Raw genomic sequence first — 9,160 nt, forward strand, 5'->3', positions numbered from 1 at the left:
TGCGCGGGCCTGCAAGTCAGATAGGTATGCCGCAACAAAAAAGCGCGGGGCCTGCCCCGCGCTTTTGGTCACATCTCCTGGAAGGGAAACGTTACTCGCCGACGGCGGTCTGGCGGTCCTGCTTCTCGACGATGCGGGCCGACTTGCCGCGCAGGTTGCGCAGGTAATAGAGCTTGGCGCGACGCACCTTGCCGCGACGCACGACCTTGATCGAGTCGATCATCGGCGACATCACCGGGAAGACGCGCTCGACGCCTTCGCCGTAGGAGATCTTGCGCACGGTGAAGCTTTCGTTGAGGCCCTGGCCGGAGCGGCCGATGCAAACGCCTTCATAGGCCTGCACGCGGGTACGGTCGCCTTCGACCACCTTCACGTTGACGATGACGGTGTCGCCGGGGCCGAATTCGGGAATGGTCTTGGTGGCGGCGAGCTTGTCGAACTGCTCTTTTTCGAGCTGCTGAATAAGGTTCATCGAAATCTCCATCGGCGGCGCGCCCAGCCTGTATGGGGGCTGCGCAAACGTCCATCTATCCTGCGCGTGTGCGGATTAGGCCGTGCCTATAAGGCAAAGCGCAGGGTTTGTCACCCGTCTGTCGTGTTTTTTGTCCCTCGCGGAGCGGCTTTTTGGCCGGCCTTCCGAGCCCAGAGGTCGGGCCGCCGGGCCGCCGTCAGGGCCTCGGATTGGGCCAGCCGCCAGGCCGCAACCTTGGCATGATCGCCGGAAATCAGGATTTCCGGGATTTGTCGGCCCTCGAACTCCTGCGGGCGAGTATATTGGGGGTATTCCAGTAGTCCTTCGGAGAAACTCTCCTCGGTTCCCGAGGCCAGCTTGCCCATTACCCCCGGCAACAGGCGGACGCAGGCGTCGATCAGCGCCATCGCGGCGATCTCGCCGCCGGATAGCACATAATCGCCGATCGAGATCTCCTCGAGCCCCCTGGCCTCGATCACCCGCTGGTCGATGCCCTCGAAGCGGCCGCAGACGATCAGGGGGCCGGGCCCGGCCGCAAGCTCTGCGACCTGGTCCTGGGTCAAAGGCCGACCTCGCGGGCTCATCAAGAGGCGCGGGCGGTCGGGCGCGATATCGGCGGCGTCGATCGCCGCCGCCAGCACATCGGCCCGCAGCACCATGCCCGGCCCGCCGCCGGCCGGCGTATCGTCGACGCTGCGGTGCCTGTCGGTCGCCGACGCCCGGATGTCGCGCGCCTCGAGCGCCCAGAGGCCGCCTGCCAGCGCCTTGCCGGCCAGGCTGACGCCGAGTGGTCCCGGAAACATGTCCGGGAACAGGGTCAGCACGGTGGCGCGCCAGATCGTCGCTTGGGATGCAGGGTCTTGCGATGTCATGGCGTCTGGTTACGGCACCACGGCCGGAAGGTCGAGGCTCTGCATCATCGCGGTGTCAGGCGCCGGCGCGGTGCGTTCCGGCGTCACCGGCAAGATGCCGCGCGAGGACCATTGCGAGCGGACAGATCGCCAGCGCGGTGAGCGCGGTCGCCATGGTGGCAAGCGTCGGGCCGAGCGCGTCGCCAAGCAGGCCGTAGAGCACAGGCGCGATCGCGCCCGATCCGATGGTGCCGGTATAGAACAATGCGAAGGCGCGCTCGGTCTGATGCGCCGGCGTCAGTTCGGGCACCGTGCCATAGAGCACCGAGGACGTGCCGTTGAGCATCACCCCGAGCAGCGGCAGCAGCACGATGGCCGGTGCGAGCGGCAACAGCAGCACCGCAACGATCAGCGCCGCCGTGCCGCCTTCGGTGATCAGCACGGTGCGCAGCGTGCCGACGCGTTCGCCGAGCCAGCCGCAGGTGAATTTCCCTGCGGCGCCGCCGATGAAGACCAGCGCCAGCGCGAGACCGTTGGTCGGCAGCGACGCGCCCTTGTCGCGCAACAGGAACGGCAGGAAGGTGAGGAAGCCCATCCTGACTGCGGTGTCGAGAATCCCGATCGCGAGCAGCCAGGGAAAGCCGCCGCCTGCGCCTTCGCGGTGCGACGCAGCGGCCGCCTTGTGCTCGGCGCCCTTGCCGACCGGCGGCATCCAGAGCGCGACGCAGATCGCGACAAGCAATCCCGCCGATGCGAGCACGAGCAGCGTGTGCCGCCATGACATGATCACGAGCAGGACCGAGGTCAGTGCCGGGATCGCGGCCTTTCCGAGATCGCCCGAGAAATTGTAGATGCCGAGCGGCCCGCGCGCGCCGGCACCATAGGCGCGCGACACCGCCGATGATGCGATCGGATGCTGCGTGCTCGACCCTGCACCGGAGAGCGCGAGCGCGAAGCCAAGCCCGATGACGCCGCCCGAAAATCCGGCGAACACGTAGCCGAGCGCCGAAAGCGCTGTGCCTGCGACCAGGATGACCTTGCCGTCGATGCGCTCGGCGATGCGTCCGACCGGGATCTGCAGCCCGGCCATCGCTCCCGCATAGAGCCCGCGCAGCAAGGCCAGCAGCCCGTAGCTCAGCGCGAATTCGGCCTGCCAGACCGGCAGCAGCACGTAGATCAGGTCGGTATAGCCGTCGTGGAGGGCGTGGTTCAGCCCGGTCACGGCCAGCGTACGGGCCGCCCTGGTGCTGCCGGGAGAGGATGCGCCGGCTTCAGCGGACACGCTCATCGCCACCTTTCCGGGCAAGAAAATCTAACATTAGCGCGGGTGGGCATCAGGAAGGTGCTCTTGAAAGTAAAGACATACGAATATCTTACTAGGCATTATGCGCCGTTTGATCCGCTGTCACAAACCAGTAATAATCGGATCATGTGTTAGAAAATCTGGTATCGAGGAATCATGTTCGTCCCACGCCGCAGCCTGCCGCCGCTCAATGCGGTCCGCGCTTTCGAGGCCGCTGCACGGCTCGGCAGCTTCAAGGAAGCCGCCGCCGAGCTCAGCGTGACGCATGGCGCGGTCAGCCAGCAGATCCGCCTGCTCGAGGAATGGTTGGGCGCGCCGGCGCTGTTTCGGCGATCGGTTCGGCGCGTGGTGCTGACACCGGCCGGCGCGGCATTGCTGGCAGAGTTCGCGCCGGCGCTCGACCGGATTTCGGCGGCTGTGCAGCAGCATCGCGCGCGCCGCAGCGACGCGGCGGTCGCTGTGTTGCGCGTCAACGCGCTCGCGACCTTCAGCCTGCGCTGGCTGCTGCCGCGGATGAGCCGGTTTCGCGCCGAGCATCCCGATATCGAGGTGCGCTTGAGCACGTCGAACGATCCGGTGGATGCGCTGCCTGAACCATTCGACGTCGTGATCCGCGGCGGGCCCGATACGTTTCACGGCTTCTCGTCACGTTTCCTGGTGTCGGAGCGGAGATTGCCGGTGTGCAGCCCGTCGCTATCGGCGCAACTGCCGCTGCATGAGATCGCGGATCTCTCGCGGCATACGTTGCTGCACGTCACGTCGATGCCGCGGCTGTGGCGCGACTGGCTCACCGAGGCCGGGCAATCCGCGCTGGAGCCGGCGGCGTCGCTGACCTTCGATCATTTCTATCTGACGATACAGGCCGCGCTCGATGGTCTTGGCGTTGCGATGGGACCGACGGCGCTGATTGCCGACGACCTCGCGGCCGGGCGTCTGGTGACGCCGTTTCCGGATGTCAGCCTGCCGGCGCGGAGCTACTTCGCTTATTTTCCGGCAGGGCGCAGCAACGATCCGCACAGTGCGGTGTTCTGCGACTGGCTCGAGCAGCAGGGTCGGATGACAGGCTGAAGAATATTGATCAGGCAGCCGACGGATCGTCGCCGTCGATCTCCTGCGGCAGGTCGATCACGACGCGGCCGCCAGCGAGATCGACGGTCGGCACAACGGCGTTGGTGAAGGGCAGCAGCATCGTCGCGCCCTGCGGCGGGGCGATCTCGATGATGTCGCCGGCGCCGAAATTATGGATCGCGATCACCTTGCCGAGCGGCTGCTCCGATGTCGTTACCGCGGCGAGGCCGATCAGGTCGGTGTGGTAGTATTCACCATCGTCGGTTTCCGGCAGCCGGTCGCGCGGAACGTAGAGCTCGAGGCCGTTGAGCCGTTCGGCATCATCGCGGCTGGCGACGCCCTTCAGCGTCACCACCAGATGGTCCTTGGCCTCGCGCAGATGCGTGACCTCGAACTGGCGCGCGCCGTCCTTGGTCATCAGCGGGCCGTAGTCCTTCACGGCCAGCGGATCTTCGGTGAACGTCCACAGCCGGACGGCGCCGCGCACACCATGCGCAGCGCCGATACGGGCGACACAGACCGGTGCAGTCACCGTGGTCGCCGTTCAGCTTAAGCCTTGGCGGCGGCTTCGGCCTGCGCCTTGCGCTCCTTGCGCGGCACGGCCTTCTCCGGGTTGTTGCGCGCGGTGCGCTTCACGACGCCGGCGGCGTCGAGGAAGCGGGTCACGCGATCCGACGGCTGCGCGCCCTTGGCGAGCCAGGCCTTCACCTTGTCCATGTCGAGCTTCAGGCGGGCCTCGTTGTCCTTCGGCAGCAGCGGGTTGAAGTGGCCGAGACGCTCGATGAAGCGGCCATCGCGCGGGAAGCGCGAGTCGGCGACGACGACGTGATAGACCGGACGCTTCTTGGTGCCTGCGCGAGCGAGGCGGATAACAACGGACATTTAGTTCTCCTTCAAAGGTCGATGTGTTCGATTGATTGGCATTCCGCGTCGCGCCGGCCGTATGTGGGCCGTCGCGACGAATTCCTCATTTCTTCTTGCCCGGGAAGCCGCCGAGGCCCGGCAGCATCGGCTTGCCGGAAAGGCCGGTCAGGCCCGGCACGTTCGGCAGGCCACCGCGGAGGCCTGCGGGCAAATCCTTCGGCAGATTGGGCAGGCCGCCGCCGGCGCCGCCCTGCATCTTCTCGGCGAGCGCCTTCATCTCCTCGGCTGACGGCGGCTTCATGCCGCCGCCAAAACCCATCGCCTGCGCGATGCCGGCGAGCGGGCCGCGCTTGCCGCTTCCCATGGCCTTCATCATGTCGGCCATGTTCCGGTGCATCTTCAGAAGCTTGTTGACGTGCTCGACGCTCTGGCCGGCGCCGGCCGCGATGCGCTTCTTGCGGCTCGCCTTCAGCAGGTCCGGGTTCTTACGCTCCTGCCGGGTCATCGAATCGATAATCGCGACCTGGCGCTTCAGGATCTTGTCGTCGATGCCGGCGGCCGCAATCTGGTTCTTCATCTTGGAGATGCCGGGCATCATCCCCATCAGGCCGCCGATGCCGCCCATGTTCGCCATCTGCTGCAGCTGCTCGCGCATGTCGTTGAGGTCGAACTGACCCTTGCGCATGCGCTCGGCGGTGCGCGCGGCCTTTTCGGCATCGATGTTGGCGGCAGCCTTCTCGACCAGCGAGACCACGTCGCCCATGCCGAGGATGCGGCCGGCGATGCGGTTCGGATGGAAGTCTTCCAGCGCGTCGGTCTTTTCACCGGTGCCGAGCAGCTTGATCGGCTTGCCGGTCACCGCGCGCATCGACAGCGCGGCGCCGCCGCGGCCATCGCCGTCGACGCGCGTCAGCACGATGCCGGTGAGGCCGACGCGCTCGTCGAACGAGCGTGCAAGGTTGACCGCGTCCTGGCCGGTGAGGCTGTCCGCGACCAGCAGCACTTCATGCGGGTTGGCGGCAGCCTTGATCTCGGCCGCCTCCTTCATCATGTCTTCGTCGAGCGTGGTGCGGCCGGCGGTGTCGAGCAGCACGACGTCGTAGCCGCCGAGCTTGCCGGCTTCCAGCGCCCGCCGGGCGATCTGCGGCGGCATCTGGCCGGCGACGATCGGCAAGGTCGGAATGTCGAGGTCGCGGCCGAGCACCGCGAGTTGCTCCATCGCCGCCGGGCGGTAGACGTCGAGCGAGGCCATCAGCACCTTGCGCTTGTCGCGCTGGACCATGCGGCGCGCGAGCTTTGCGGTGGTGGTGGTCTTACCCGAGCCTTGCAGACCGACCATCATGATCGGCACCGGCGGCACGGCGTTGATGTCGATGGTCTGGCCGTCGGAACCGAGCGTAGCGACGAGTTCGTCATGGACGATCTTCACCACCATCTGGCCCGGCGTCACCGACTTGACGACGGTGGCGCCGATCGCCTGCTCGCGGACCCGGTCGATGAAGCTGCGGACCACTTCGAGCGCGACGTCGGCTTCGAGCAGCGCACGGCGCACCTCGCGCATCGCGGCATCGACGTCCTTTTCGGTCAGCGCGCCGCGCCCCGTCAGACGATCGAGAATGCCACCAAGCCGTTCCGACAGATTGTCGAACAATGCCGTTGTCCTTCGTTACGCCCCTGAGAGCGCGTCACTCGTTGCTCGTCATACCCCGCGAAAGCGGGGTATCCAGTACGCCGCGGCCTCTCGGTTCAATCCGAACTGCTCTGGAATACTGGATCACCCGCTTTCGCGGGTGATGACCAGATAGTCTGCCTCGGTGCCGTGCCAAGACGGTGGTCCAAACACTTTCGCGCCCGAGGGCGCATCGCGCTGTCGGGCGTTGGCCTCTGGCCTCCAGGACCAGTCGGCGGGTCGAAAAGACGGAGCTTTCCGAGAAAGTCGCGGCGTTAAACGCTGCTGGGGCGGCAAAGTCAAGGAAAGTTTCGCCGCCAGGCGCCCGGTCTAGTCATTAAGATACTGAAATTACGTCGATTTATCGATCTGGTTCAGAATCTGCTGCTGCCACCCATATAACCGGAGCCCGCCTCCTGTTTGGGAACCCGCTTGCCCATCACCCGCCGCCGCGTTCTCGCAACCTTGACCGGAGCCGCCGTTGCGATCGACGTGCCCTCGATCTGGATGACCTAAATGAAAACCTACGACGGCCCCGTCTCCGATCATTTCGACGGCCTGCACTTTTTCGACCCGGACGGAGCGCCGCCGAAGTCGCTCGGCGAGGTGCTGCGCTGGCAGTTCGGTGGCGGCCGCAAGCGCGCGGTCTGGCCCGAATCGGCGCCGAGCCCCTATGCCGATACGCCGCCGCCGCGCGTCGATGGCGACAAGGTCCGATTCTGCTTCGTCGGTCATGCGAGCTGGCTGATTCAGGCCGCAGGCCTCAACATCCTGGTCGATCCGGTGTGGTCGATGCGGGCCTCGCCGTTCAGCTTCGCAGGTCCCAAGCGGCACAATGATCCCGGCATCGCGTTCGACAAGCTGCCTGGGATCGACGTCGTGCTGGTGTCGCATGGTCATTACGATCATCTCGACACAGCGACGCTGTCGAAGCTCAACGCCGCGTTTGCACCGCGCGTCATCACGCCGCTCGGCAACGATGTCACGATGCGCGCGGCCGATGCCGCGATCAAGGTCGAGGCGTTCGACTGGCATCAGCGCGTCGAGCTCGGCAATGGTCTTGCGGTGACGCTGGTGCCGACGCGGCACTGGTCGGCGCGCGGCCTGTTCGACCGCAACAAGGCGCTGTGGGCGAGCTTCGTGCTGGAGACGCCCGTCGGCAAGCTCTACATCGTCTGCGATTCCGGCTATGGCGACGGTCGTCATTTCCGCCGGGTTGCCGAGGCGCACGGCCCGTTGCGGCTGGCGATCCTGCCGATCGGTGCCTATGAGCCGCGCTGGTTCATGCGCGACCAGCACATGAATCCGGAGGACGCGGTGAAGGCGCTGGCCGACTGCGGCGCGGCGCAGGCGCTGGCGCATCACCACGGCACGTTCCAACTCACCGACGAGGCGATCGACGCGCCGGCGATCGCCTTGGGCGAAGCGCTCGATGCGGCCAAGGTGCCGCGCGAGAAGTTCGTGGCGCTGAAGCCGGGGCAGGTGTTCGAGATTTAGACGGTGTCGTCCCGGCGAAGGCCGGGACCCATTACCCCAAATGTTGATTGTTGCGCGACGCTGGGGCCACGATTCCGTTCACAACCAAACTCGGTGGTATTGGGTCCCGGCCTTCGCCGGGACGACGTTGATTGTCCGCCCCGAGTTACTTCTCCTTGATCGCCCAGGAGACGCTGACATTGACCGTCAGCGTTTCTTCGCCCTGCGCCACTGGCGTCGGCGCGGCGAATCCGGCCGTAGCCATCTTGGCGCGGAACACCGGGACCGGCGCCGAGCCGACTTCCGCGATATTCAAGGGCGTGCCGAGCGTGACGCCCGCGGCCCTGGCGTAGATCTCCGCCTTGCGGCGGGCGTCGGCGACGGCCTTTTCGCGGGCGTCATCGAGCAGCTTGGAGGCCTGCGACACCGAGAAACTGAGCTCGCCGATATCGTTGGCGCCGGCACCCACCAGCACATCGATGACGCTGGCGACCTTGCTCACGTCGTGCAGCCTGATCGTGACGCGATTGCTGGCGTGATAACCGACGATGGTGGGCGGAGCGTTCGGCGACGACGGCGGGCGGTTGGCGAATTGCGGCTGCAACGACAGCCGCGAGGTCTGATAGTCCTTCTCCGCGATGCCGGCGCCCTTCAGCGCGGCCAGCACCTTGCCCATCGTCACATTGTTGGCTTCGGTCGCCTCGCGTGCGGTCTTGCCGTCGGTGGTGACGCCTGCGTCGAGCTGCGCCTGGTCGGGCGCGGCCGATACGGTCGCCTCGCCGGTGACCGAAATCGCCGGCGGAAAGTCGTTGTCGGCCAGTGCGGGCGTAGCCAGCAGAGTGGTCGCGACGAGGGCGGCAGCAAAGGGGAGGCGATGGGTCATGTGGTTCACTTCAGGGGTACGTAGACGTTGATCACAAGCTTGTCTTCGGCGGTCTTCAGCGGGTCGGTGATGTATTCCTCGATAAAGGTGTCCTTGGCTTCGAGCTTCTTGTCGTCGAGGTGATTGGTGATCGCCTCGTAGGTGTTGTCCATGTTGTCGTAGGAACCGCGATGGACGAACTTCAGCGCCTTGCCGTCGGGTGAGTTGCCCATGCTCATGTTCTTGCCGAGGTTCTTCGCGTCCTGGTCGATCGGGATTTCGGCGATGAAGGTGAAGCCGGTGTCGTCGGTCGAGGTGTAGACGATCATCGGATTGCCCGATGCCTTGATGCCGTCCTTGTCGAGCAGCGCGGTGAGCTGCTTGAACGCCTCGATCAGCGCGTCGAAGGCCGAATCCCAGTTGGCCGTGCCCTTCAACATGACGACTTTCTTCGGCTCGAGCGTGAACGGCTCGCCGAAGGGGTCGGCGGTCTGCACCGGGGCGGCCGGCGGCGGCGTTGGGGACTGCGACGCAGCCGGGCTGTCGGCCGGCGACTTGGTCTCGGCCGGCGGCGGCACGGGCGTTGCCGATGGCG

At 66.1% G+C, this 9,160-nt stretch carries 10 protein-coding genes; 2 read left to right on the forward strand and 8 right to left on the reverse strand.

The genetic code is table 11. The features are described 5' to 3' along the window. Nucleotides 1–91: 91 nt before the first annotated feature. The 3 genes from rplS to FNJ47_RS22100 all read right to left on the reverse strand — a co-directional run bounded on the left by rplS (nucleotide 92) and on the right by FNJ47_RS22100 (nucleotide 2,611). Nucleotides 92–472 (reverse strand): 50S ribosomal protein L19, encoded by a 381-nt coding sequence (gene rplS / locus FNJ47_RS22090; protein ID WP_163156833.1) that lies wholly within the window; start codon nucleotides 470–472, stop codon nucleotides 92–94. Between the two features lie 110 nt (nucleotides 473–582). Next, complete coding sequence (gene trmD, locus FNJ47_RS22095) at nucleotides 583–1,344, reverse strand: tRNA (guanosine(37)-N1)-methyltransferase TrmD (protein ID WP_163156835.1); 762 nt, start codon at nucleotides 1,342–1,344, stop codon at nucleotides 583–585. Between the two features lie 55 nt (nucleotides 1,345–1,399). Then, nucleotides 1,400–2,611: an MFS transporter gene (locus FNJ47_RS22100; RefSeq protein WP_163156837.1), complete on the reverse strand. Its 1,212-nt coding sequence runs from the start codon at nucleotides 2,609–2,611 to the stop codon at nucleotides 1,400–1,402. A gap of 171 nt (nucleotides 2,612–2,782) precedes the next feature. On the opposite strand from FNJ47_RS22100, the gene gcvA reads away from it, so the two are divergent. Continuing rightward, on the forward strand, nucleotides 2,783–3,694 hold the full coding sequence (gene gcvA / locus FNJ47_RS22105; RefSeq protein ID WP_163156839.1) for a transcriptional regulator GcvA: 912 nt from the start codon (nucleotides 2,783–2,785) through the stop codon (nucleotides 3,692–3,694). A 10-nt stretch (nucleotides 3,695–3,704) separates the two neighbouring features. Here the strand turns inward: gcvA and rimM are convergent, their stop codons facing one another. The 3 genes from rimM to ffh all read right to left on the reverse strand — a co-directional run bounded on the left by rimM (nucleotide 3,705) and on the right by ffh (nucleotide 6,209). Next, nucleotides 3,705–4,226, reverse strand: a complete 522-nt coding sequence (gene rimM / locus FNJ47_RS22110; RefSeq protein ID WP_163156841.1) for a ribosome maturation factor RimM — start codon at nucleotides 4,224–4,226, stop codon at nucleotides 3,705–3,707. 17 nt (nucleotides 4,227–4,243) lie between these two features. Next, complete coding sequence (gene rpsP, locus FNJ47_RS22115) at nucleotides 4,244–4,576, reverse strand: 30S ribosomal protein S16 (protein WP_029081296.1); 333 nt, start codon at nucleotides 4,574–4,576, stop codon at nucleotides 4,244–4,246. A gap of 85 nt (nucleotides 4,577–4,661) precedes the next feature. Next, the gene (gene ffh / locus FNJ47_RS22120) at nucleotides 4,662–6,209 is read right to left on the reverse strand and encodes a signal recognition particle protein (RefSeq protein WP_163156844.1); all 1,548 of its coding nucleotides are present in this window, start codon (nucleotides 6,207–6,209) and stop codon (nucleotides 4,662–4,664) included. A gap of 534 nt (nucleotides 6,210–6,743) precedes the next feature. Here ffh and FNJ47_RS22125 point away from each other — a divergent pair. Then, on the forward strand, nucleotides 6,744–7,724 hold the full coding sequence (locus FNJ47_RS22125) for an MBL fold metallo-hydrolase (RefSeq protein WP_163156847.1): 981 nt from the start codon (nucleotides 6,744–6,746) through the stop codon (nucleotides 7,722–7,724). A gap of 145 nt (nucleotides 7,725–7,869) precedes the next feature. Here the strand turns inward: FNJ47_RS22125 and FNJ47_RS22130 are convergent, their stop codons facing one another. Together FNJ47_RS22130 and FNJ47_RS22135 are read right to left on the reverse strand one after the other, a co-directional pair. After that, nucleotides 7,870–8,586 (reverse strand): SIMPL domain-containing protein, encoded by a 717-nt coding sequence (locus FNJ47_RS22130; RefSeq protein ID WP_163156849.1) that lies wholly within the window; start codon nucleotides 8,584–8,586, stop codon nucleotides 7,870–7,872. Nucleotides 8,587–8,591: 5 nt separating this feature from the next. Then, a partial coding sequence (locus tag FNJ47_RS22135; protein WP_163156850.1) for a GyrI-like domain-containing protein occupies nucleotides 8,592–9,160 on the reverse strand: 569 nt, incomplete at its 5' end.

The organism is Bradyrhizobium uaiense, assembly GCF_010811875.1.
GTDB classification, from domain to species: domain Bacteria; phylum Pseudomonadota; class Alphaproteobacteria; order Rhizobiales; family Xanthobacteraceae; genus Bradyrhizobium; species Bradyrhizobium uaiense.